The sequence below is a fragment of the Helicobacter macacae MIT 99-5501 genome, assembly GCF_000507845.1.
GTDB classification, from domain to species: Bacteria; Campylobacterota; Campylobacteria; order Campylobacterales; family Helicobacteraceae; genus Helicobacter_B; species Helicobacter_B macacae.
This window is the reverse complement of the sequence record NZ_KI669454.1, coordinates 1,460,313-1,480,606: the sequence shown is the minus strand read 5'-3', so window position 1 is coordinate 1,480,606 and position 20,294 is coordinate 1,460,313. Positions and strand designations below refer to the sequence as shown.

Annotated in this window: 22 protein-coding genes and 2 tRNA genes; 19 read left to right on the top strand and 5 right to left on the bottom strand. The window is 41.1% G+C overall.

Annotation, left to right across the window (positions count from 1 at the left end; translation table 11 throughout):
* Positions 1 to 19: 19 nt before the first annotated feature.
* Together HMPREF2086_RS06575 and truD are read left to right on the top strand one after the other, a co-directional pair.
* Entirely contained in the window at positions 20 to 1,270 is a 1,251-nt protein-coding gene (locus HMPREF2086_RS06575) for an alanine racemase (RefSeq protein ID WP_023928005.1), read from the top strand.
* Positions 1,271 to 1,274: 4 nt separating this feature from the next.
* Positions 1,275 to 2,606, top strand: a complete 1,332-nt coding sequence (truD, locus tag HMPREF2086_RS06570) for a tRNA pseudouridine(13) synthase TruD (protein WP_023928004.1) — start codon at positions 1,275 to 1,277, stop codon at positions 2,604 to 2,606.
* Positions 2,607 to 2,668: 62 nt separating this feature from the next.
* On the opposite strand, the gene HMPREF2086_RS11580 is transcribed toward truD, so the two are convergent.
* Positions 2,669 to 2,845, bottom strand: a complete 177-nt coding sequence (locus HMPREF2086_RS11580; RefSeq protein WP_156921317.1) for a hypothetical protein — start codon at positions 2,843 to 2,845, stop codon at positions 2,669 to 2,671.
* Positions 2,846 to 3,005: 160 nt separating this feature from the next.
* Between HMPREF2086_RS11580 and HMPREF2086_RS06565 the strand changes: the two genes are divergently transcribed.
* The 9 genes from HMPREF2086_RS06565 (at position 3,006) to HMPREF2086_RS06535 (ending at position 8,953) form a co-directional block, all read left to right on the top strand.
* A complete protein-coding gene (locus HMPREF2086_RS06565; protein WP_023928003.1) occupies positions 3,006 to 3,566 on the top strand; it encodes a pyruvate flavodoxin oxidoreductase subunit gamma in 561 nt (186 codons plus the stop codon).
* A 280-nt stretch (positions 3,567 to 3,846) separates the two neighbouring features.
* Positions 3,847 to 4,245 carry a 4Fe-4S dicluster-binding protein gene (locus HMPREF2086_RS06560; protein ID WP_023928002.1) on the top strand — a complete coding sequence of 133 codons (399 nt, stop codon included), beginning with the start codon at positions 3,847 to 3,849 and terminating at the stop codon, positions 4,243 to 4,245.
* A gap of 34 nt (positions 4,246 to 4,279) precedes the next feature.
* The gene (locus HMPREF2086_RS06555; protein WP_023928001.1) at positions 4,280 to 5,512 is read left to right on the top strand and encodes a 2-oxoacid:ferredoxin oxidoreductase subunit alpha; all 1,233 of its coding nucleotides are present in this window, start codon (positions 4,280 to 4,282) and stop codon (positions 5,510 to 5,512) included.
* A complete protein-coding gene (locus tag HMPREF2086_RS11575) occupies positions 5,512 to 5,688 on the top strand; it encodes a hypothetical protein (protein ID WP_023928000.1) in 177 nt (58 codons plus the stop codon). Before HMPREF2086_RS06555 ends, HMPREF2086_RS11575 begins: the two co-directional genes overlap by 1 nt.
* Positions 5,689 to 5,769: 81 nt before the next feature.
* Complete coding sequence (locus HMPREF2086_RS11570; protein ID WP_156921316.1) at positions 5,770 to 5,910, top strand: hypothetical protein; 141 nt, start codon at positions 5,770 to 5,772, stop codon at positions 5,908 to 5,910.
* Between the two features lie 33 nt (positions 5,911 to 5,943).
* Positions 5,944 to 6,909 (top strand): thiamine pyrophosphate-dependent enzyme, encoded by a 966-nt coding sequence (locus tag HMPREF2086_RS06550; protein WP_023927998.1) that lies wholly within the window; start codon positions 5,944 to 5,946, stop codon positions 6,907 to 6,909.
* Between the two features lie 130 nt (positions 6,910 to 7,039).
* The gene (locus HMPREF2086_RS06545) at positions 7,040 to 7,288 is read left to right on the top strand and encodes a hypothetical protein (protein ID WP_034560429.1); all 249 of its coding nucleotides are present in this window, start codon (positions 7,040 to 7,042) and stop codon (positions 7,286 to 7,288) included.
* 316 nt (positions 7,289 to 7,604) lie between these two features.
* Positions 7,605 to 8,147, top strand: coding sequence for a hypothetical protein (locus HMPREF2086_RS06540; protein WP_023927997.1), 543 nt, complete (start codon positions 7,605 to 7,607; stop codon positions 8,145 to 8,147).
* Positions 8,144 to 8,953 (top strand): hypothetical protein, encoded by an 810-nt coding sequence (locus HMPREF2086_RS06535; protein ID WP_023927996.1) that lies wholly within the window; start codon positions 8,144 to 8,146, stop codon positions 8,951 to 8,953. Before HMPREF2086_RS06540 ends, HMPREF2086_RS06535 begins: the two co-directional genes overlap by 4 nt.
* Before the next feature lie 497 nt (positions 8,954 to 9,450).
* Here HMPREF2086_RS06535 and HMPREF2086_RS06530 read toward each other — a convergent pair whose 3' ends face one another.
* On the bottom strand, positions 9,451 to 10,869 hold the full coding sequence (locus HMPREF2086_RS06530) for an adenosylmethionine--8-amino-7-oxononanoate transaminase (protein WP_023927995.1): 1,419 nt from the start codon (positions 10,867 to 10,869) through the stop codon (positions 9,451 to 9,453).
* 103 nt (positions 10,870 to 10,972) lie between these two features.
* Between HMPREF2086_RS06530 and HMPREF2086_RS06525 the strand changes: the two genes are divergently transcribed.
* The 7 genes from HMPREF2086_RS06525 to HMPREF2086_RS10850 all read left to right on the top strand — a co-directional run bounded on the left by HMPREF2086_RS06525 (position 10,973) and on the right by HMPREF2086_RS10850 (position 17,601).
* On the top strand, positions 10,973 to 12,343 hold the full coding sequence (locus HMPREF2086_RS06525; RefSeq protein WP_023927994.1) for an aminotransferase class I/II-fold pyridoxal phosphate-dependent enzyme: 1,371 nt from the start codon (positions 10,973 to 10,975) through the stop codon (positions 12,341 to 12,343).
* 58 nt (positions 12,344 to 12,401) lie between these two features.
* The gene (locus HMPREF2086_RS06520; protein WP_023927993.1) at positions 12,402 to 13,250 is read left to right on the top strand and encodes a pimeloyl-ACP methyl esterase BioG family protein; all 849 of its coding nucleotides are present in this window, start codon (positions 12,402 to 12,404) and stop codon (positions 13,248 to 13,250) included.
* Positions 13,251 to 13,290: 40 nt separating this feature from the next.
* Positions 13,291 to 14,079 carry a malonyl-ACP O-methyltransferase BioC gene (gene bioC, locus HMPREF2086_RS06515; RefSeq protein WP_023927992.1) on the top strand — a complete coding sequence of 263 codons (789 nt, stop codon included), beginning with the start codon at positions 13,291 to 13,293 and terminating at the stop codon, positions 14,077 to 14,079.
* A gap of 116 nt (positions 14,080 to 14,195) precedes the next feature.
* Entirely contained in the window at positions 14,196 to 15,818 is a 1,623-nt protein-coding gene (locus tag HMPREF2086_RS06510; RefSeq protein WP_023927991.1) for an ABC-F family ATP-binding cassette domain-containing protein, read from the top strand.
* Positions 15,819 to 15,836: 18 nt separating this feature from the next.
* On the top strand, positions 15,837 to 16,880 hold the full coding sequence (locus HMPREF2086_RS06505; RefSeq protein ID WP_023927990.1) for an N-6 DNA methylase: 1,044 nt from the start codon (positions 15,837 to 15,839) through the stop codon (positions 16,878 to 16,880).
* Positions 16,877 to 17,248, top strand: coding sequence for a hypothetical protein (locus HMPREF2086_RS10855; protein ID WP_023927989.1), 372 nt, complete (start codon positions 16,877 to 16,879; stop codon positions 17,246 to 17,248). The genes HMPREF2086_RS06505 and HMPREF2086_RS10855 overlap by 4 nt, the downstream gene beginning before the upstream one ends.
* Positions 17,233 to 17,601, top strand: coding sequence for a R.Pab1 family restriction endonuclease (locus HMPREF2086_RS10850; protein ID WP_023927988.1), 369 nt, complete (start codon positions 17,233 to 17,235; stop codon positions 17,599 to 17,601). The genes HMPREF2086_RS10855 and HMPREF2086_RS10850 overlap by 16 nt, the downstream gene beginning before the upstream one ends.
* Here the strand turns inward: HMPREF2086_RS10850 and HMPREF2086_RS06495 are convergent.
* From HMPREF2086_RS06495 to HMPREF2086_RS06485, 3 genes are all read right to left on the bottom strand, one after another.
* Positions 17,578 to 18,759: an MFS transporter gene (locus HMPREF2086_RS06495; RefSeq protein WP_148374503.1), complete on the bottom strand. Its 1,182-nt coding sequence runs from the start codon at positions 18,757 to 18,759 to the stop codon at positions 17,578 to 17,580. The genes HMPREF2086_RS10850 and HMPREF2086_RS06495 overlap by 24 nt on opposite strands.
* Before the next feature lie 184 nt (positions 18,760 to 18,943).
* Positions 18,944 to 19,020 (bottom strand) — tRNA-Met (locus HMPREF2086_RS06490).
* 59 nt (positions 19,021 to 19,079) lie between these two features.
* Positions 19,080 to 19,154: transfer RNA gene (locus HMPREF2086_RS06485), tRNA-Gln, on the bottom strand.
* Between the two features lie 105 nt (positions 19,155 to 19,259).
* On the opposite strand from HMPREF2086_RS06485, the gene HMPREF2086_RS06480 reads away from it, so the two are divergent.
* Positions 19,260 to 20,285 carry a bifunctional 3,4-dihydroxy-2-butanone 4-phosphate synthase/GTP cyclohydrolase II gene (locus HMPREF2086_RS06480; protein ID WP_023927986.1) on the top strand — a complete coding sequence of 342 codons (1,026 nt, stop codon included), beginning with the start codon at positions 19,260 to 19,262 and terminating at the stop codon, positions 20,283 to 20,285.
* Positions 20,286 to 20,294 lie beyond the last annotated feature (9 nt).

Here is a 20,294-nt window from a genome sequence, read left to right as displayed (position 1 = left end):
TTAAGCCAAAAGAGCAAAAATGGCACAGATTCGCCTAGATTCTAAGGCTTTTTGTCATAATCTAAACGCAATAGCACAAGCTCTAAAAAACAACATAGATTCTACCCCAAACCCTACAAAGCAACCGCCCAAATCTACTCTCAAATCCACCGCAGAACCTACACTAGAATCCCTAGCAAAATCATCACACAAATCTACCCCCGAATCTACTACAAAATCTATCTTGCCACAAATCGCCCTTGTGATGAAAGACAATGCCTATGGGCACGGACTGCTACAAATCGCACAGCTTGCAAAAGAGAATGACATAGATTGTGTGTTTGTCAAAAACTATGATGAAGCGTTGGCTTTGCAGGGGATTTTTTCACATATTACCATTCTTTATGGCGAAGCTCCGCTTGATTGTCCTAGCAATATTTATCGCTCTATTGCTTCGCTAGAGTCTTTAAAAAAGCTAGAGAAAGATTTGCAAGATTTTACTAAAAAAAATTGCAAATCTTTGCCACTAGGGATTGAGCTAAAATGCAATATAGGAATGAATCGCAATGGAATCCAAAAAGGCGATTTAGATAAAGCATTTGAGATTTTGGCACGACTTATAAGGGAGGGAAAAATCAGGTTTATTGGAGTTTTTGCGCATAATGGTTATGGCGATAATGGAGGAGAAGAAGCACTAGATTTTGCAAAATCTCAAGCAAATTTTTATGAGATAAAAAGGCAAGTGAGGGATTTTTGTAATACTTTGCAAATCTATTTGCCTAGATTTCACTCTCTTAGCACCACAGGGGCTTTGCGAAACAAAACACAAAAATCTAGCCTAGAAAAATGCGAGCTAGAATTGTGTGATACAATCGTGCGGATTGGTATTGGTGCGTATGGCTACCACACCGCTGAAATTCCGCTTGAGATTCATCTAAAACCCGTGCTAAGTCTTTGGGCGTCCAAAATCACTACGCAAAATCTACGCAAAGGCGATAAAATCGGCTATGGTGGGGTAAGTGTGGTAGGCAAAGATAGTGCGTTTAGCACCTATGATGTGGGCTATGGAGATGGGCTGTTTCGGCTTGGCAAAGATATGCCAAAACTGCATTGTGCTAGTGGAGAGGAGATATTGCCTGTGATGAGTATGGATTGCTTTAGCTGTGAGAGTGAGAGGGAGGAAATATGCGTTTTTAGCGATGTGGGCGAGTTTGCGCAAGTGTTTGGGACGATACCTTATGTGATTTTGACGCATTTATCGCCATTTATCCCGCGCGTGATTGTGCGCTAAAAAAATGCCAAAAATCTTTAGCTATCCAAATTTAAGTGCGGATTTTTACTTTGCCCACTCACCTAGAGATTTTGTGGTAAGTGAAATCCCACTTTATGAGTTTAGCGGAAGTGGAGAGCACCAAATTTTGCAAATTCGCAAAAAAGGCTTAAGCACATTTGAGCTAGTCAAAATTTTGAGCTCACATATCGCCTGCCCAGCCAAAAGCATAGGCTATGCAGGACTAAAAGACAAAAACGCCACCACCACCCAATACCTCTCAATCCCAAAAATCTACTTCAAGCAAAGAGATATACAATCTTGCTTTGAAGCAATATCTAAGCAACACGATATAAAGCTACTTTATACCACACTGCACAATAACAAAATAAAGACAGGACACCTAAAGGGCAATCGCTTTTTTATCCGTCTAAAAAAGGTAACACCTATAAATGCCAAAAAGATAGAATCTAGCCTAAAAATAATGCAAAATTTTGGCTTTGCAAACTTTTTTGGATTTCAGCGATTTGGACTTAGTGGAGAGAATTATAAACTTGGATTTGATTTGGCAAATGCGGATTTGGCAAGGGGGAGTTTGGCAAGAGAGAGTTTTGAAAATGGGGATTTGAGAAAGTGCGATTTGAATGATTTTGCGCTTAAGTCCTACAAACCAAAAACCCAAGCAAAAATACCAAAAAACAAAAAAATGCGGGATTTTTTGCGCTCAAGTTTGCAAAGCTATCTTTTCAATGAATGGCTTTGTGTGCGATTGCTTCTTGGGCGATTTGGGGAGTTTGGGTTTGGTGAATTTATAGAGGCTATAAAAGAATCAAAAGAGCAAAAACACATAGAGCAAGAATCCAAAGAGCAAGAATCAAAAAAGCAATCTAGTGAGTTAGATTTTTTAGACACACTGCAAAGTAGAGCTTTTGAAAATCTTTTTAGTTTATCTAGGCAAAATCTGCGCGAAATCTATGAAAATCTGCGAAATCAAAAAATGCCTTTTGGGCTATTAAAAGGCGATATTTGCTGCCACTATCCGTATGGTAGATTTTTTGCGCTAGAGGGGGTGGATTCTAAGCAAATAGCTAGATTTCAAGCAGGGGAGTTTGCCCCCACAGGTGCGCTAAATGGAGAAAATCTAAAGCAAGCCACAGGCATAGCTTCCTTGCTAGAATCGCCGTTTTTGGAGGTGGATTGTCGTAGTGGTGGGAGCAGGCGATATGCGTGGGTGTGGGCTAGCGAGTGTGAGTCTAGCTACAAGGAGAGTAAAGCACAAATGGAGCTGCACTTTAGCTTGCCAAGTGGGGCGTATGCCACTACAATGCTTGAACAAATCGCAGGCAAGGAGCTGTAAGCGACATTTGCGCAATAAGTTTGTGCAAATTATGTGTCGCATTAAAAATCGACTTTGCAAGGCTAAAAAAAGTCTTGCCAAAAAGCGATAAAATTTTTATCAAAACTTTTGTCAAAATGCTTAAAAAACCCCCACAAATCTACCACAAATATAAAATCTATGACTTCTAAAATCGCCCAATGCACGACAATATATAAAAAATCTACAAAATCTACACAAAAAATAAAAAGAAAATACACTCTTTTTGTCTCTTTTTTGTCGTAAATGTCAATTTTTGGTGCATTCTTGCTCGCTTAGGTTCTCAAGTTAATCATCTTTTTAATAAAAAAATGGTAAAATTTTTTTTAATCTTTTGTAAGCCAAATTTACATAAAGAAATATTAAAAATAAGGAGAAACGATGCTAGAGATTAGATGGCATTCTCGTGCGGGGCAGGGCGCGGTAACGGGTGCAAAAGGGCTAGCAGATGTCTTTGCTAGCACGGGCAAAGAAGTCCAAGCCTTTGCGCTGTATGGCTCTGCTAAGCGCGGTGCGGCGATGAGTGCGTATGATAGAATCGATGATACGCCTATCCTCAATCACGAGAAGTATATGGAGCCAGACTATGTGCTTGTGATTGACCCCGGGATTGTCTTTATCACCGATATTTGCGCTAATGACAAGCCTGACACCAAGTATATCATCACCACGCATTTAAGCAAAGATGAACTCGTGGCAAAAAAGCCTGAGCTAGCGGGCAAAGAGCTCTATGTGCTTGATTGCATAAAAATCGCGCTCAATACTATCGGCAAGCCTATCCCAAATACTCCAATGCTAGGGGCGTTTATCAAAATCTCTCAAAGCCTAGAGTTGGAGTATTTCAAAAAGGCTTTTACAAAAGTGCTTGGCAAAAAGCTCCCGCAAAATATCATTGATGCGAATATGCAGGCTATCGAGCGTGCGTATAACGAAGTGAGGTAGGCAAGCGCGACAAACACAGCACTTTTTAGGGGCTTTTTCAAGGAAGTGCGAAAAAGTGCAAAAATCGCGAGGAAAGCGCGAGAAAGTGCAAAAAGCATAAGTAAAAAAGCCTTAAAGAAGCACAAAGAAAGCGCGAAAAAAGAATAAACAAAAGCGCAAAGGAAGCGCAAAAAGAAAAGTTTAAGAGAAATCCCAAAAACGCGGATTTTAGCCAAAGAAGTGCTTTAGCACTCTAGATTCTAGAATGCAAAGCCAAAAATCAACAACAAAGGAGGCGACAATGAAAGATTGGAGCGAACTTGAAATCGGCTCGGTGCTTTTCCCATTTGCAGAGGACGGCAGAGAAGCCCTACGAGAGCACAACAACGAGCGAAGCTACACCAAAGAAAGCTCTTATGGCACGAGTGTGGCGCATTGGCGCGTGGATAAGCCCGTGCATAATGTGGATATTTGCATAAACTGCTTTAACTGCTGGGTGTATTGCCCCGATGCTGCCATACTTGTGCGTGAGGAAAAAATGCGCGGTGTGGATTATCAGCACTGCAAAGGCTGTGGCGTGTGCGTAAGCGTGTGCCCCACAAACCCAAAATCCCTGCTAATGTTTGATAATAATGAGAGCAACGAAGTCGCACTAGGAAACTGGCCCCAAAAAGAGCCCAAAAAGCCCGCTAGCGAGTAAATCTAGCGACTAGAATACAACATAAGGAGAGAATATGCCAAAAGTAATGGAACTAGACAAAGTAGTCGTGTGGGATGGCAATATGGCAGCCTGCCAAGCTATGCGCCAAGCCCAAATCGATGTAGTCGCAGCCTATCCTATCACGCCCTCCACGCCTATCGTGCAAAACTACGGGACTTTCACAAGCAATGGCTACATTGATGGGGAGTTTTTGCTTGTCGAATCAGAGCACGCCGCGATGAGTGCGTGCGTGGGGGCTGCTGCGGCGGGCGGGCGCGTGGCGACTGCGACTAGCTCGCAAGGCTTTGCGCTTATGGTGGAGGTGCTTTATCAAGCCTCTGGTATGCGCCTGCCTATCGTGCTAAATCTCGTAAATCGCGCACTTGCCTCGCCTCTAAACATTCACGGCGACCATAGCGATATGTATCTAGGGCGCGATGCGGGCTGGATAAACCTCTGCGCGTATAATCCTCAAGATGCCTATGATTTAAACCTAATGGCGTTCAAAATCGCCGAAGATATGTCCGTGCGCTTGCCTGTGATAGTCAATCAAGACGGATTCCTCTGCTCTCACACCGCCCAAAATGTCCGCCCGCTAAGCGATGAGGAGGCGTATAAATTTATCGGCGAGTATAAGAGCAAAAATCCGCTTTTTGATTTTGCCCACCCCGTTACTTACGGAGCGCAGGCAGAAGAGGAGTGGCACTATGAGCACAAAGCACAGCTTCACAACGCCCTAATGAAATCTAGCGAAGTGATAGGGCGCGTGTTTTCAGAATTTAAAGCTCTCACAGGCAGGGAGCACAATATCGTAGAATGCTATGATATGCAAGACGCACAAGTGGCAATCCTCGCACTTGGCACGACTGTGGAGTCCGCGCGTGTAGCGGCAAGCAACGCCCGCAAAAATGGCATAAAAGCGGGCGTGGTGAGCCTAAAAGTCTTTCGTCCATTCCCTTTCATCGAAGTAGGCGAAGCCCTCAAGCACTGCAAAGCAGTGGCAATCCTTGATAAAAGCCTTCCTGCTGGGGCTATGGGTGCGTTATATAATGAAGTAAGCGCGGCGTTGTATAATGCAAGCGCAAAAGGTGGCGGTGCTAGTCCGCTGCTTAGCAACTATATCTATGGGCTGGGCGAGCGCGATATGACGCAAAAGGATTTGGGCGAGATTTTGGCTGAAATCGATAGGGACGCAAAGGAGGGGAGGATTACGCACGCGGTGCAGCAGTTTGTGGGGTTGCGCGGTCCAAAGATGAGTTTCTTTTAATGGGAAATTCGCCTTTGGGTAATCAATTCGCACAATCCCTCCGCCTTGCTTCACTGCGGTGTATGTCTAATACACCTCATTTACAAAGCGAAGCGATTGTGCAAAGCACCACCGCAAATGCTAGAATTTGGGTTTTGGCAAAAAACATTCGCACAAGCGTGGCAGTGGCAAGGTAGGGTCTAGAATTTAAATTCTAAAAAAAAGGCAAAAGGACGCAAAAAGAAAAACAGGAGCAACAAATGCGTGAAGGATTTGTGATGAGAAATCAAGGTTGTGCGAAGCACACGAGCGCAGATAAGACAATAAAGTCTATCAAGCGAAGCGTGCAAAGCAAGCAAAATCTAAGATTTTGCGACTCCTTGATTTATCGCGCAAAGCCAAAAGCCAAGCATAGGTAGCAATGGCAAATCAAACTAAAAAAGGAGTAACAAATGGTAAAAGAAGTCAAAAACCTCAAACAATTCTCAAAATCCGCCGAGAAATTTGAAGGCGCGCATATCCTCTGTCCGGGCTGCGCACACGGAATCATTATCCGCGAAGTGCTAAACGCAGTCGATGGTCCCCTAGTGATAGGCAACTCCACAGGCTGCCTAGAAGTCTCTACCGCCGTGTATCCACACACAAGCTGGGATGTGCCGTGGATTCACATAGGGTTTGAAAACGGAAGCACTGCCACAGCGGGTGCAGAGACAATGTATCGCGCACTTGCCAAAAAGGGCAAATATCAGGGTGAGAAGCCGAAGTTTGTGGCATTTGGTGGCGATGGAAGCACTTATGACATTGGCTTTCAGTTCATCAGCGGGTGCTTTGAGCGCGGGCACGATATGACTTATATCTGCCTTGATAACGAAGTGTATGCAAACACAGGGGGGCAACGGTCAAGCTCCACGCCCATAGGCTCTAGCACGACTACCACGCCCGCAGGGAGCGTAAGCTATGGTAAAAAAGAGCGCAAAAAAGACATTCTCTTTGTTATGGCAGCGCACGGAAGCCCTTATGTCGCGCAAGTAGCACCAAACAAATGGAAAGATATGAACAAAAAAATCAAGCAAGCAATCGACACAGAGGGACCGACATTCATAAATGCGATGAGTGCTTGCACGACAGAGTGGAAGTTTGAATCACACAAAACCATTGATACTTCGGATTTGGCGGTGGATAGCCTTGTGTTCCCGCTTTTTGAAATCATTGGCGGGCGTGAAGTGCGTATCACTTATCGCCCAAAAAATGTAATCCCCGTGCGGGACTATCTAGGGGCGCAAGGGCGGTTTAAGCATCTCTTTAAGCCAGAAAATGCCCATATCATCGAGCTTTTTCAAAAAGAAGTCGATGAGCGGTGGGAGCACCTCCAACGGTTAGAGGAGGCAAACAATATCGTGCTAGGTGTAAATGGGTAGAATCTGCAAAGGCATAATGTGGAGAGGATTGGGGTGGGTATGTTTTCATCATTGTGGGCGAACGAAGTGAGCGTAGCAATCCATATAAAAAAAGATATAGATTGCCACGAATACTAAAGCGATTCTTGCAATGGCAGAAAAGAACCCACCCCCAAACCCCCTCCGCAGAGGGAGGGGGCTTATAGAAAAAGCAAATATCTTCGTGCTAAGGGAGGGGGTTTTTAAAAGCGTAAAAAATTTATTGTCATACTTAAGCGAAAGCGAAATATCTCAATGCAAACTTGCCATATTGAGCTTTTGTAAGAAGCGAAATATCCAAAAAAGCACTTCTTGTAAATTTGCATTTTTTAGAGATACTTCGGTTTGTCCCAAACCTTAAGTATGACAAAAAGCTAAATCTTAAGTATGACAAGTAGTTGGCTTTAGGTATGACAACAAAAGGCAAAATACAACAAATCCCATAAAATCCCAAAATCCATTACAAATCATCACACAAAGACTTCAAATCATACTCCGCACAAAATATATGCAAAAATTTTCACAAAATCCACCTCTACAACATTTCAAACATTTCAAAATTCTCTCAATTTTACAAATCCTCACAAAATCCTCTTGCTTCCCCACATTAGTATTCTGTTTTTTTTTTTTTTTGTAGTATCGCTTCTTGTGAAAATCATAAAAACTAGGAGCGATAAATGCAAAATAGCAACAAAATACAATGCAAAGGCTGCGAAGAGTCAAAGCCACAAGAGGAGTTTTATCTCGTAGATGGCGGGCTAGGCATAGAGGGGATAGAAAATCTAAGATTTGAGATTTGTAAAGAGTGTGTAAAAGCATATAACACAAAAAATGGCGTTGGTAAAAATTTTTGTTATCTGCTATGGCAACACATTGCTTGCTACTACGGAGCAAAAGAATTTATAGCAAAAAATAGCGATAAAAACTCTTGTGATAGAAAGTTATTAAAAAGTGTTACCAGCAAAATAAACAATGGATATAAATCATATAGTTACAATAATTCAACTTCACTTGAAAGAGCGATACAGAATTTTATATATTTGCTTGATAAATCTCAAAATGTGTGTTACAAAAACACTAGTCCTAAGCGTCAAAAAAGAGTTTTTGATATATTGCAAAATGCACAAACAGATTTAGATAAAACTATCAAAGAGAAAATCCTGCAAGAGGACTATCAAACTTTTAGGCAGTTTAAACAAGCACAAGGAGTAAGACAATGAGAAATATAGCAAAAATCGTATTGATAGTATTTGTATCAATGCTTGAGGTAGGATATGCAGATGATTGCAGAGAGAAACTATATGAGAAATACAAAGCACACTCTGCGGAATTTATCAAACTAAAAAATAAATGCAAACCACTCCTAGAAGATGTAAAGAGATTAGCTGATACATACAGGAATACGGTGGAATTCAAGGAGTATGAGGCAATTGAATGGCAGTCGCGTATGTTTGTGTATAAATGGGGAGAGTCAAAAGAATATAAAGAAGCAGAGAGAGTATACGGAAGATGCGGTTATTGTAACATGGCGGCAGATGCTATGGAAGAATTTAACAAGAAGACTAGAGAAGCTAGAAGACCGCTTGACATAGAAATAGGTGCTACTTGTGAATTGTTCTTAGGTGGGGTATATGATATTGATAAAGCATTTGAGAGAATAACAAGAGCAGAGTATGAATTTAAAAAAAGAATAAGTGGAATGTCAGCAGCATCAAAAAAGCCTCCTAATTCTTGCGTTAACTATCACCGTTGCGAAGAAGGATATCGTACTGCTTTTGAAAAATATATGGCAGAACATCACAAAGCAGAAAAAGCTGCAGAAAAAGCATTAGAGCCTCTACAAATAGCTTTTAGAAACTCACAAGAAATCAAAGAGTATGTAGCAGAGTGTAGAGGGATAACTTTTCCTGTAGATAAGGATATGAAAGACTTTAATTTTAAACATGATTGGGATTGGACTTGGAAAAATTACGAAGAAAGACAAATCATATCTTATATTCAATCTATAATCGCTAATCGCCCATAAAATTTAATGCACCTTGTGCTAAAGATTTTATTTTATAATATCAAGCCTACTTTTGTCATACTTAAGCAAAAGCGAAATATTCAAATGGAAATGTGGATTTGTCATATTGAGGTTTCGTAAGAAACCGAAATATCTCTTTTTGTTTTACATTGTTTTTGCAGAATCTTTTGAGATACTTCGGGCTACGCCCTCAGTATGACAAAATGTTTTTGATGCTTTAGGCTTAAAAACCTTAAGTATGACGAGCTATTCATTCGGTATGACAAGTGGTTAAATTAGTATGATAAGTGATTGTTTTTTGTGTAGCGGGAAAATACTTTTTTAAGCAAAACTTACCCACCCCCAAACCCCCTCCGCAAAGGGAGGGGGCTTCAAAAGAAACAAATATATTCGTGCTAAAGGAGTGATGGCTTTTAAGTTACAAAACACTCCTCCGCCACATTTTTATCATTTGGGGAGGGAGCTTTAAAGATATGAAGTTTTTTTGCATTAGTTTTTTAGCCAAGATTTTTTAGGATTTCGCGCAGATTTTCTACTACAAATCGCACTTGTTTTTTGCTAATGATATATGGAGGCATAAAGTATATTGTGCTACCAAGCGGACGGAGCAGTAACCCCTTTTTTAGCCCGCGCTTAAATACTTCTAGTCCAGCTCTCTTGTGTCTGCTGCTTGTAATATCTAGTGCGAAAATCATACCGCAGTAGCGGACATTGCAGACATTTTCTAGCTTTGAGAGATTGCCCCAAAGCGATGCGATGAAGTCGCTTAAGTTTTTGTTTTTCCTTAGTATGCTTTGAGACTCAAAAATATCTAGCACTGCGTTTGCAGCCGCGCAAGCAAGGGCATTGCCCGTGTAGCTATGAGAGTGCAAAAATCCTAGATTGCTCTCATAAGTATCATAAAAAGCCTTATAGATTTCATCACTTGTAATCACCACAGATAGTGGCAAATACCCCGCGCTAATGCCTTTGCTAAGGCACAAAAAATCAGGCACTATGTCGCACTGCTGAAATGCAAACATACTCCCGCTTCGCCCAAATCCTACTGCGATTTCATCAAATATTATTAAAATGCCTCGCTTTCTTACCATTTCACACGCTTCTTTGACAAACCCACTAGGATAGATATTCATTCCCCCAGCGCACTGGATAAGTGGCTCCAAAATAAACGCACAAATATTCTCCCCCTCTTTTTGCAAAATCGCTTCTAGGGCATCTAGCTCTTTTTGGTAGTCGCTATATTTTGTGGGATTTTGGCAGGTGTGAGGGGTTGCTTTATGGATTGGCACAGGTGTAGTGATACACTCTAGCAAAAGTGGCTTATAAATGTCTTTATAAAGCCCGACATTTCCTACACTTAGTGCGCCTAAAGTCTCTCCGTGATAGGCATTTTCTAGGGTTAAAAACTTGGTTTTTTTATTTGATTTTGCAAGCGATTTTGGGCTAGATTTTGTCAAAGTTATTGCGGATTTTTGCACTAGATTTTGATGATATTGGTAGCTCATTTTTAGGGCGACTTCTATCGCACTTGAGCCATTATCTGCATAAAAGCACTTGCTAAGTTTGCTAGGCAAAAGGCTAGTAAGCCTGTGCGAAAGCCTAATAATTTGCTTATGAGAGAAGCCTGCCAAAATGATATGCTCTAGGGTGTTTAGTTGCTTTTTTATGGCATTGTTTATGAGTGGATTTTGATGTCCAAAAAGATTTACCCACCAGCTACTTATGCAGTCTACATATCGCTTCCCATCGAAGTCATATAGATACACACCTTTTGCCTTTTTTATGGGGATTAGCGGGGTATTTTCGCCATTGTCTTTTTTGCTAGCGTGGTCTTTCATCTGCGTGCAGGGATGCCATATATGTGCTAAATCAAGGGCTTTCAAGGATTTTGATTTTTGGGTTGATTTTTGTGCCATTTGTGTGCCTTTGTAGCGATAAATTATGGCAAAATACTACACCAAAATCTACAATTTCACTCCAACAAAATAAACATATTTACGAAAGTAAAAAAGGCAATAAATGCAGCACATAAAGCAGATTTTAGACTCTCTAAAAGCGCAGGATAATTACCGCATATTGCGTGATTTTAGGCATTGTGGTGGGTATTTACTAGATAGCAAGGAAGTAAAGCTACTAAATCTAGCAAGCAATGATTATCTAGGTATCGCTAGTGATGAAAAAATCGTGCAAAAGTTTTATAAATGGTGTGAAAAAAAGGGTTTTTTAGCACCTAAAAAGAGTGCAAAATCTCATAAAAATTCAAAAACACCACACAAAGATTTTGCAAATTTTTTGCGCTTTAGCTCATCTTCTTCGCGCTTACTTAGTGGGGGATTTCCTGTGTATGAGGCATTTGAAGCACACTTGGATTCTGCATTTTTTCCAAAAAAATCCCTGCTATTTAATAGTGGCTATCATCTAAATGTATCGCTTATGCAAGCCCTTAGTCAGCTTCCACGCTCACTATTTTTGCTTGATTTTTATTCACACGCTAGTGTGATAGATGGCGTGCGACTTGGTGGTGCTGATTTTAAGCGGTTTAGGCATAATGACATTTCTCACTTAAGCGAACTGCTAGAATCTAGGGGTAAAAATTATGAGCATATTTTTATTGTGAGTGAGGGGGTGTTTAGTATGGAGGGGGATTTTGCGTTTTTGGAGCAAATCATCGCGCTAAAAGAGGAGCACAAAAAGCGCGGAAAAAATGTGTATATATACCTTGATGAAGCTCATAGTGTAGGGGTGTTTGGCAGGAGTGAGGGCGTGCGATATAGCAAAGACTTAAGTGGTTTTGGGATAGAAAATGACGGGCTTGGGCTAGCGAGGGCTTTGGGGGTGGAGTCTTGTGTAGATTTTTTGGTTTTTACATTTGGCAAGGCGATTGGCTCTGTGGGGGCGTGTGTGATTTGCCATAAGCATTTTAGGGACTTTTTTGTCAATAGTGCGCGCGGACTTATCTACTCTAGTGCTTTGCCACCGATAAATGTGGCGTTTAGTTACTTTGTGTTTGAGATTTTGGGGGGCTGTAAAGAAGAGAAAAAACTTGCAAAATCTATTACAAAACGCAGGGAAAATCTAGCTCTTTTAAGCGAGTTTTTTAGAGATTCATTAGAGCAAATAGCGCAAAAATATTACCTAAAATCACTTGGAAAAAGCCATATTTTTTCACTTATTTTGGGCGAAAACTATTTAGCTATAAACCTTGCCAAAAAGCTAGAATCTAGCGGTATATACGCCCCTGCGATAAAATCTCCAACCGTGCCAAAAGGAAGTGCTAGAATCCGTTTTTCGCTTAGTGCAAGTATGTCTCTAGATGAAGCAAGATTTGTCATAGAGGAGCTAGAAAAACACCTAAAAACTATCCTAAAAAGTCTTAAGAAAAATATCTAAGCACTGCGAAAACATAAAAAACATAGCTACAAAAAAGCGATAAAAAAAGGGCAAAAATATGAAAATATGTTTTTTTAAGATTTTACCACAAGATTCTAAAGTGGATTTTGCAGATTTTACTTTTCAAAATTTGCAGGAAGATTTTGACAAACAATCTAGCCAGAATTTAGTCGTATTTTTTAGTGGATTTGCTAGCTTGCCTAGTCATTTTTGCAGATTCGCAGATAAGAATTTTTTGCAGGGCTTTGATATGATTATGGTTTATGATTATTGCGATTTTAGCCAGCATCAAGCACAGATAAAAGAGATAATAAATGCTAGCAAAAAGTATAAAAATGTCTATTTAATAGCGTGGTCTATGGGGGTTTTTGTCGCTTCTGCATTGCTAAGTGATTTTATCTATCAAGCAGGTGGTGAGTGTGATAAAATCTTTGCTAAAAAGGTGGCTATAAATGGCACAAATATCGGCATAGATAGAGTGCTAGGAATCCCACCTAAAGTCTTTGCCTACACGGCAAAAAATATACAACCACAAGCCTTTAGAGACGCTATTTTTGATACTAAAATGCAGGGAGAAAATTCGGAAGTTATGCGTGATATTATTTCGCGCTTTTCTTTAGATTTTGCTTTGCCTAGCTTAGAAAATATGCAAAACGAGCTAGAATCCTTTCAGATTTTTGCTAAAAGTCTAGCGCAAAATCATTTGCAAGATTTTGGGCGAGATTTTACAAATGATTTTTTGTGGGATAAAGCTATTATTTCGCGCACGGATAAGGTTTTCCCACCTCAAGCGTGCGAAGCGTTTTTCGCTCAAAATCCGCACAAAAATCACACCAAAATCACATATACAGACGCACCACATTTTGCTTTTGTAGGCTTTAGAAATTGGCAAGAAATCATTGCTTAAAATCAAAATTTTTTAACGCAAAAAATAAAAGGTAAAATCTATGCAAAATAGCCTAGATAGCACTCAAGTGGCAAATAGCTTTGCAAAGGCAAAAAACACTTATAAACAAAATGCTATTATCCAAGAAAAAATGCGCTTTGCGCTTATAGAAATGCTTAAAAAATATGGACAAAAACATTTTAGTGAAGTGTTTGAATTTGGCGTAGGAAATGGTGAATTTAGCGAGATTTTGCAAGCAAATATTTCCTACAAAACATATATAGCAAATGATATAAACCCACCGCAATGCTTGCCAAATCCAAAAAAATCAACACCCTTTAAGCAAGCTAGAAATTTTACAAAACTTGCAAAATTTGATAGCGTGGAAATTTTTGATATGAATGATTTGCAAAAGCAAAAAATTTTTAAAAAACGATTTGATTTAATCTCTTCAAACGCTTGCTTGCAATGGCTGGATACACCACAAATACTATCACAGCTAAGCCAAATGCTAAAGCCAAATGCGCTACTTTGTCTTAGCACTTTTGGCAAGCAAAACTTGCGTGAGCTAGCCCAACTCGCTAGTATCTCATTAGAGTATCTCACACTAAAAGATATAAAAAAAAACCTAATAGAATCTCTAGATATTTTGGAGCTAAAGGAGAATATTGAAACTTTGGATTTTGGCTCTAGCCTTAATGTGTTTAGGCATATAAAAAAAAGTGGCGCAAATGGACTAAAGTCTCATCAAAGCAAGCTAAACAAAAAACTTCTAAGCGAGTATCAAGCGCGATTTGGAGGACGCATAAGCTACCACCCAATCTATATTTTGGCACGCAAAAGAGGGTAGCCCATTTATAAAGAACTCAAAAAAATAGTGTAAAATAGGGCTTTTGATTTAGCTACACACTTCATAAAATCCAAAAAGCAGATTTTTCTGCAAAAATCTAAAAAAAGGACAAAAAAATGCTCCAAACCATAAATCTAGCGATGCGCTACCCCACCAAAAAACTCTTTGAAAATGTCAATCTCAAACTTGATAGTGGCAAACGCTACGGGCTTATCGGCGCAAATGGCGCGGGGAAATCCACACTGCTAAAAATCCTAAGTGGCGAGGCAGAATCAAGTAGCGGGGAAGTCATCATCACGCCAAATGCGAGGCTTGGCGTGCTAAAACAAGACCAATACGCTTACGAAAATCTAAGCCTAAAAGATGCCGTGCTTATCGGCAATAAGCGACTTTATGAAGCACTAGCGCGTAAATCGTGGCTGTATGAAAACGGCGATTTAAGCGATGAAAAAGTCAATAACGAGCTAGGCGATTTGGAGATGATTTGCGCGGAGGAAGACCCTACTTATGAGTGCGAAGTGGTGATTGAAAAGATTTTAGAGGATTTGGGATTCCCCGCAAACACGCACGAAAACCTTATGAGTAGCCTTACAGGCGGGGATAAGTTTAAGATTTTGCTTGCCCAAGTGCTATTCCCAAAGCCAGAGATTTTGCTCCTTGATGAGCCGACAAACAACCTTGACTTGCCCTCAATCGCGTGGTTGGAAAATAACCTCAAGCACTATGAGGGCGTAATCGTTGTCATTAGCCACGATAGGCACTTTTTGAACTCCATTTGCACGCACATTTTGGATATGGATTTTGGCTCTGTGCGCGAGTTTAGCGGGAATTATGATGATTGGTATATCGCTAGCACGCTCATTGCCAAGCAGCAAGAGGCAGAGCGCAACAAAAAGCTAAAAGAAAAAGAGGAGTTAGAGAACTTTATCGCGCGTTTTTCAGCTAATGCAAGTAAGGCAAAACAAGCCACCAGCCGACAAAAGCAGCTTGAAAAGCTTGATATTTCCGCGCTCAAAGTCAGCTCACGGCGCGACCCAAGCATAGTCTTTAAGCCCAATCGCACCATAGGCAACGAAGCCCTAGAATGCGAGGGGATTTCCAAATCCTACGGCGACAAAAAAGTGCTAGAAAATGTCAGCCTAAAAATCCTCCCAAATGACAAAATCGCGCTAATAGGACCAAATGGCGTGGGCAAAAGCACACTCTTGCAGATTCTCGTGGAAGTCCTAAGTCCAGATTCAGGAAGCGTGAAGTGGGGGGCGACCATAGAGCGCGGGTATTTCCCACAAAATGTGAGCGAGGAAATCAAGGGCGAGGAGACGCTATTTGAGTGGCTAAGGGCGTTTGATAAGCGCAAGGAAGCGGGGGAAATCCGCAACGCGCTTGGGCGAATGCTTTTTAGCGGAGAGGAGCAAGAAAAGCAGGTAAGCAAACTTAGCGGGGGCGAAAAACACCGAATGGTGCTAAGTCGGCTAATGCTTGAGGGCGGGAACTTCCTCGTGCTTGATGAGCCGACAAACCACTTGGACTTGGAGTCTATCATCGCGCTTGGCGAGGCGTTGTATAAATTTGGTGGGAATGTGATATGCGTAAGCCACGATAGAGAGCTCATCGATGCCTACGCAAACCGCATAATCGAGCTTGTGCCACAATTTGACAAAAACGGCGCGAATCTCCCCGCGCAAATCATCGACTTTCGCGGAACTTACGAGGAGTATTTGGAAAGCAAAGGCGAGTGAAGTTTGCAAGGGGAATTTATGTCGCATTTAGATAGGACTCAAACGATAAATTTAGGCTCTTTTTATACGCCTAAAAATATCGTAAATCTCGCTTATGCAATGCTTGAATCACGACTTGATTTAGATAAATATCTCTTGCTTGATAGTGCTTGTGGGAGTGGGGATTTTTTTATTAAGCATTATAATTATTTGGGTGTTGATATTGACAAAGTAGCACTGCAAGCCGTGCCTAGACATATCAAAACTATCCACACAAACGCACTTAGCAATGTCTCTAGAAAGGCGTTTGGGATAGATGAGAAACAGCCACTCATAATCATCGGTAACCCACCCTATAATGACAAAACCTCGCTTACGAAAAACACCATAAAAACGCATATATGTGATATTGATAAGCAGCTTTCTTGCAGGGATTTAGGCATAGCGTTTTTGCGCTCTTATGCGGTATTGCAGGCAGATTTTGTGTGTGTTTTGCACCCGCTATCGTATTTGATTAAGCGCGCAAATTTCAATGCCCTCTCTAATTTCAAAGAGTGCTATCACCTTATTGATAGTTTGATTATTAGCTCGGAAGTGTTCGCGCCAAAATCAAGCACATTTTTCCCAATCATCATCGCTCTATATGAGAGAAGTGCGCAGGGTATGGATTTTAGCTTTATCCAAAACTATGATTTCAAAGTGGATAATGGAAGCATTATTTGCCTAAATCGTTTTGATTTTATTACAAATTATGTTTGCAAATATCCTAACCCAAAAGATACGCGCAAGGAAGTGGCTTACTTTCATACTTTGCGCGATATTAACGCCCTAAAGCGCAACAAAACTTTTTTGCCTAGTCCTACAGACCATAGCATTCGCGTCTTTAGTGAGAATTTGGCGTATTATTACTACATTCATCATTTCAAATACTTTGCTCATAGACTGCCTTATTATTTTGGCAATTTTGATATTTTTATCGATAATAAGGCGTTTTTGAAAGTTTGTAGGAATTTTTTGCAATTAGAAAGAAATGCGGTTATAGAGGATTATTTTGACACATTGTTTAAGGATTTTGTGCGATGAGGTATGAATTTCCACTTAGCAAAGCGATGGGCAAAATCCGCATAAAAGAGAGATTGACATTTGGCGATTATGGCAAAGCTGTGCCTCCCACACAAACAATAATCACGCACAAGCACTACATAGAGTGGCAAATCGGCTATGACAAGGTAGTGCCAAAGAGCGAGAATTATCACTTCATTGGCGCAAATGGCAAGCCAAAGCAAATTTATGAGCTAAGTGAATTTTTGGCTTATGCCCTGCAAAGTGGCATAATCACAAAAAATGAGATTGTATCGCTAAAGCAATCAATACAAAGCAACAATGATTTTATTGATGAGAGGGCGCAAATCACGCGGACACATTTTGTGCAAGAGTGCGTGCTGGTATAGAATTTTTGCAATCAAGCGTGAGCTATCCGCTACTTGTGCATAAATTTAGCGACAAAGATATGATTTGTGAAATCATCGTGCGAGAGAAGCAATTTGCAGTTGGCACTATGCCTATGCTGTATTTTTGCGTGGAATTGGGGGTGCTAAAAGATAAAAATAATAGCACATTTATCGGGCGAGCGGTGCAAAGTGGCGAGAGTGGGTTTTTAGAAATTAGCGATAAAAATAGAGATATTTTTATGCAAATGTTTAGAATTTTTGCCTTATTAAGTAAATCCCACAAACACGATTGTTTGGCGATATTGGGGTATTTGGAAAGCAAGGGTGGGTTAGTCGCCGATGAAATTTTTTAAATTCTGAGTCGGGGATTTGCCCTCTTTGTTTGGTTTATCAAGCCCAAAGGCAATCAAAAATGCCAAACTTAGCGCGTAAAATCCCATAAAGCCATTTGCGCCAAAAAACTCCATAGCAATCCCTAGCAATAATGGCGCGAGAAGCGAGCCAAGAGAATACACAAACAGCACGCTGCGTCCTAGCTCCACGCGCTTTGTGGAGTCCTCTAGCATATCATTTGCCCTAGCAAGTGAGAGCGAATAGAGGCAAAAAATCCCAGAGCCAAGCAATACTGCCAAGCCACACTGCGCTACGACATTTGCAGGGGCAAACAAAAAGAGCACAGCAGCGAGCAACGCCACACTCGCGCTAATGATAATGGCAAACTTGCGCCCTAGCGCATCAGAGATAAAGCCTATGCAGCTTTGCCCCAAAAATCCTCCAATCATCGCGCAAAACATAAAGACAGAGGCTTGCTGCACACTAAGCCCTTGTGAGAGAGCAAACACGCTCCCAAGCGCAAAAAACCCGCCCATAACCATACCAGCGATGAAGCTCCCCGCACGCGCTAAGGGTGGAATGCTAGCAATGCTTGGCAGGGAGATTGAGGAGTTTTGCGGGAGGGGTGGCTCTTTAATGCGCATTAGATTTAGCGGTATGGAGGAAAACATTATCAAGCACGCGGAGATGATGAAAAGCTCACTTTCGCTAAAAGGCAAGCCGATAAGCAAAAGTCCGCAGCCAAAAGAGAGGTAAAACACGACTTCATAAAAGCTTAGCACCCTTGAGCGCACGGCGTTTTTTGCTTTTTGGTTTATCCACGATTCTATACTCATTAGGATTGCATAATAGCAATACCCCAGCATTAGGCGCAAAAATATCCATAAGAGGAGGTTTTGGCTAAGGCTATGGCATATAATGCTAATGGCAAATACTGCGCAAAAAAGCCCAAATGCGCGAATGTGCCCGATTTTTGCAAGGAAAATATGCGCGCTAATGGTGCTCATACTCGCGCCGATGAAAAAGCACGCGCCAATAATGCCGATGATGAGCTCTCCTACTTCGCGCTCCTTTAAAATCACGCCCATAGAGCCTACCACTAGGGCATTGCCAGCGAAAGCAAAGGAAATGGCGATAAAAAGTGCGGAGAGGGATTTTATCGTGCGCTTAGAGCTAATCATTGGTTTGTATTGCTCCTTTTTTGGGTTTTTGTTTGTTTGCGTTGTTTGCGCTTCTTGTGCGTTTGGTGTGCTTTTTTAGCACGCTTTTATCGCAGGTGTGCGTTTTTGACTTGCGTGTTTTTTTTTTGTTGTTTTTAGTTTTTTAGAGTAGTTAATGTTGGTTTGAGTAGTATGAGTGGTTTGGTTGCGGGAGATGGATTTGAACCACCGACCTTTGGGTTATGAGCCCAACGAGCTACCGGACTGCTCTATCCCGCGACAAGAAGCGATAAAGGTAAAAAAAGGGGATATAAAGAAAAGAAAAAGAATCTAAAAAGTGGCTGGGGTACAAGGATTCGAACCTCGGAATGGCTGGACCAAAACCAGCTGCCTTACCACTTGGCGATACCCCAATACGACTTCGCAAAACAAAGTCGCTATTCTATAAAACTTTATGTTTTTTGTCAATACTTTTGAAGTATAATGCGCACAAAATTTTGTTTTTTAAGGATTTTGCTGTGGAATATTTAACCCGCGTAGAAAAAGCAATAGAAGCAATAAAAAATGGCGAAATGGTAATCGTAATGGACGATGAGGATAGGGAAAATGAGGGGGATTTAGTGATGGCGGGAATTTTTAGCACGCCTCAAAAGATAAATTTTATGGCGAGCAAAGCGCGAGGGCTTATCTGTGTATGCGTCCCAAAAGAGATTGCCTTGCAGCTAGATTTGCCTCCTATGGTGGCAAAAAACGATAGCAACCACGAGACAGCTTTTACGGTTTCTATTGATGCTAGGGAGGCTAAGACAGGGATTTCTGCTTATGAGAGGGATTTGACTATCAATCTTATGTGTGCGCCAAATGCAAAACCTAGCGATTTTGTCCGTCCGGGACATATTTTTCCGCTTATCGCAAAAGACGGAGGTGTGCTGGTTCGCACAGGGCATACCGAAGCGGGAGTGGATTTGTGCAAAATGGCAGGGGTAAAGCCCATAGCCGTGATTTGTGAGATAATGAAAGAAGATGGCACTATGGCAGCAAGAGGGGATAGATTTTTGAGTGATTTTAGCAAAGAGCATAATATAAAGATTCTCTATGTGTCAGATTTGATAGCTTATCGCCTCCAAAATGAAAATCTGCTTAGTATCACTTCGCGTGAAAATAGTGAGTTTCTCTCAAGTGTGTGTGAAAAAATCACGCTAAAAGACCATTTGGATAGAGAGCATTATGCGTTTAAGTTTGGCTCGCCAGATACGCCTCTTGTGCGATTACACACGATACGAACCGATTTTGAGCTACTTCAAAACGCAAAGCGATTTGACTTTTTGCTAAAGTGCGTTAAAAAACTACAAAAAGAGGGCGGCTATCTTGTGTTTGTCAATGACGCTTCGACAAGAACGGATTTGGTAAAAAACTTTGGAATCGGAGCGCAGATTCTAAAAAAACTTGACATACGAGAATTTAAGCTAATCAGCAACAACAAACGCGAGTTTGCAGCACTTGGCGGATTTGACTTAAAGATTTTAGAAACACTTACAGCGTGATTTTGAGTG

Coding starts and splice junctions, on each gene's coding strand:
- HMPREF2086_RS11575 (WP_023928000.1), top strand. CDS start 5,512: ATGGGAAATTCGCCTTTGGGTAATCAATTCGCACAATCCCTCCGCCTT.
- HMPREF2086_RS06525 (WP_023927994.1), top strand. CDS start 10,973: ATGCAGCACATAAAGCAGATTTTAGACTCTCTAAAAGCGCAGGATAAT.
- HMPREF2086_RS06535 (WP_023927996.1), top strand. CDS start 8,144: ATGAGAAATATAGCAAAAATCGTATTGATAGTATTTGTATCAATGCTT.
- HMPREF2086_RS06555 (WP_023928001.1), top strand. CDS start 4,280: ATGCCAAAAGTAATGGAACTAGACAAAGTAGTCGTGTGGGATGGCAAT.
- HMPREF2086_RS06550 (WP_023927998.1), top strand. CDS start 5,944: ATGGTAAAAGAAGTCAAAAACCTCAAACAATTCTCAAAATCCGCCGAG.
- HMPREF2086_RS11570 (WP_156921316.1), top strand. CDS start 5,770: ATGAGAAATCAAGGTTGTGCGAAGCACACGAGCGCAGATAAGACAATA.
- HMPREF2086_RS06520 (WP_023927993.1), top strand. CDS start 12,402: ATGAAAATATGTTTTTTTAAGATTTTACCACAAGATTCTAAAGTGGAT.
- HMPREF2086_RS06510 (WP_023927991.1), top strand. CDS start 14,196: ATGCTCCAAACCATAAATCTAGCGATGCGCTACCCCACCAAAAAACTC.
- HMPREF2086_RS06565 (WP_023928003.1), top strand. CDS start 3,006: ATGCTAGAGATTAGATGGCATTCTCGTGCGGGGCAGGGCGCGGTAACG.
- HMPREF2086_RS06575 (WP_023928005.1), top strand. CDS start 20: ATGGCACAGATTCGCCTAGATTCTAAGGCTTTTTGTCATAATCTAAAC.
- HMPREF2086_RS06545 (WP_034560429.1), top strand. CDS start 7,040: ATGGCAGAAAAGAACCCACCCCCAAACCCCCTCCGCAGAGGGAGGGGG.
- HMPREF2086_RS06540 (WP_023927997.1), top strand. CDS start 7,605: ATGCAAAATAGCAACAAAATACAATGCAAAGGCTGCGAAGAGTCAAAG.
- HMPREF2086_RS06505 (WP_023927990.1), top strand. CDS start 15,837: ATGTCGCATTTAGATAGGACTCAAACGATAAATTTAGGCTCTTTTTAT.
- truD (WP_023928004.1), top strand. CDS start 1,275: ATGCCAAAAATCTTTAGCTATCCAAATTTAAGTGCGGATTTTTACTTT.
- HMPREF2086_RS06560 (WP_023928002.1), top strand. CDS start 3,847: ATGAAAGATTGGAGCGAACTTGAAATCGGCTCGGTGCTTTTCCCATTT.
- bioC (WP_023927992.1), top strand. CDS start 13,291: ATGCAAAATAGCCTAGATAGCACTCAAGTGGCAAATAGCTTTGCAAAG.
- HMPREF2086_RS10855 (WP_023927989.1), top strand. CDS start 16,877: ATGAGGTATGAATTTCCACTTAGCAAAGCGATGGGCAAAATCCGCATA.
- HMPREF2086_RS06530 (WP_023927995.1), bottom strand. CDS start 10,869: ATGGCACAAAAATCAACCCAAAAATCAAAATCCTTGAAAGCCCTTGAT.